We start from the raw sequence: 1,375 nt of genomic DNA, 5'->3' as shown, positions 1-1,375 counted from the left end.
TAATACTTGAAACCCGGCTCTTCCATACATCATTCGTTTGATTGTTTTCAGACGGTTCACATGACCTTCTACTGGATCATTGCTTCATTCTTCCCGGATAGCTAATCTGACCGCAGCGATATCCTGTTGAATACCGCTGATGAATGTCTGGATGAACGGATTATCAAATGTCTTGTAATCTTCAGCCCACTTCTCCAATTTAGCATCTTCCTTTTCCTTCAGTAATTCTCTAAAGGAATATACAAGCTCATTGAGATTGCTTATCACGGGGAAGGTTTGGATCAATTGGGGATACAGCTCGGCAATTTGATTGATGCAATCTTTGTTTTCTGAATCCCAGAGTAGTTGAATGATCTTTTGCCGAAATGAAAAAGTCTTCTGACCGTGTCATTTTGTTTGTTTGCGTTCCTCTGCAATCATGGTATTCAAGGTGGAAAGTGATCCTGTAGAGCCTTGTGAGCGACATTCCTGCTCAATCTGCTTTGCCTTCTGTCCCTTCTTGACCAGTGAATGCACCAATGGACGGGTATTTTGGGAGAGGCGAAGCCCGTTGGTGGTTCTGTCTCTCTGTTTGTCACAAGTCTGAATAGACTGTGCCTCTCGAAATGTAGAGTTCCCTTGCAATGGCCTTCACACCATAACCTTTTGAAAACAAGGACTGAATCCGTTGAATGCGCACCCATCTTTTTTCTTCATTTTCTAAACGGATAAGATACTTTTACGTAGTGGTACTTCATTTGATTCGGCCATGACCACCTCTTCATGTTTAGGCTCCATTATGCAGGTACATGACTGAAAATTGCTTTTTTATCACAGCATCGAACAGTTGGCGAAGGATATGCCATTAGCCACCTGCAAAATGGTTGGCGAAGCGTTGGAAACTGCTTTCGCAGCCCTTTGAGTCATCCCGAGTAATCAAGCTGATCTCGGAATGTTTGGTTAACCACAGATATACCTATTCAGGTTTACGCGAATTGATCCAACGGCCTATGATTTTTCAAATCAATGAACACTGTACCATAGGACATCCGCTTCTTGAATGCAAAATCATCAATGCCTACGAAAGGGAGAGTGACCTGGTGCTCCAGCCATACCATGGTTCCAGTTGAAAACGTTGCAACTCCACGTTTTTTTTCTTCTTCACTCAAGCTGAGTATCTTATTGGCGGCTCCCTTTACTTTAAATGCTCCAACCTCATGAACATTTTCAAGCTTTTAAAAAAACAGGACGTCCAATTTTTTCTGATAGTATAGTAGATTGAATCAATGGAGTTCTACCTACAATTGAAGATTCGTTTTCTTGCTTCCCAAACTTCACGGATTTTCATATCTTTTCTTTCCTTTGTTAGTTTTGTATTAGTCATGTTGTCTTCCCC

4 protein-coding genes are annotated in these 1,375 nt (G+C 41.6%); all 4 read right to left on the bottom strand.

The window, feature by feature from the left end:
- Nucleotides 1-84: 84 nt before the first annotated feature.
- Nucleotides 85-267 carry a hypothetical protein gene (locus tag AC1DUW_RS28925; protein WP_477644201.1) on the bottom strand — a complete coding sequence of 61 codons (183 nt, stop codon included), beginning with the start codon at nucleotides 265-267 and terminating at the stop codon, nucleotides 85-87.
- A 120-nt stretch (nucleotides 268-387) separates the two neighbouring features.
- A complete protein-coding gene (locus AC1DUW_RS28920) occupies nucleotides 388-519 on the bottom strand; it encodes a hypothetical protein (RefSeq protein WP_477644200.1) in 132 nt (43 codons plus the stop codon).
- A 55-nt stretch (nucleotides 520-574) separates the two neighbouring features.
- On the bottom strand, nucleotides 575-679 hold the full coding sequence (locus AC1DUW_RS28915; RefSeq protein WP_161804926.1) for a helix-turn-helix domain-containing protein: 105 nt from the start codon (nucleotides 677-679) through the stop codon (nucleotides 575-577).
- Between the two features lie 286 nt (nucleotides 680-965).
- On the bottom strand, nucleotides 966-1,148 hold the full coding sequence (locus AC1DUW_RS28910) for a hypothetical protein (RefSeq protein WP_053346195.1): 183 nt from the start codon (nucleotides 1,146-1,148) through the stop codon (nucleotides 966-968).
- Between the last annotated feature and the right edge of the window lie 227 nt (nucleotides 1,149-1,375).

This window comes from Peribacillus sp. P4_C12 (genome assembly GCF_056402095.1).
This window is presented reverse-complemented; position numbering and strand designations above follow the sequence as displayed.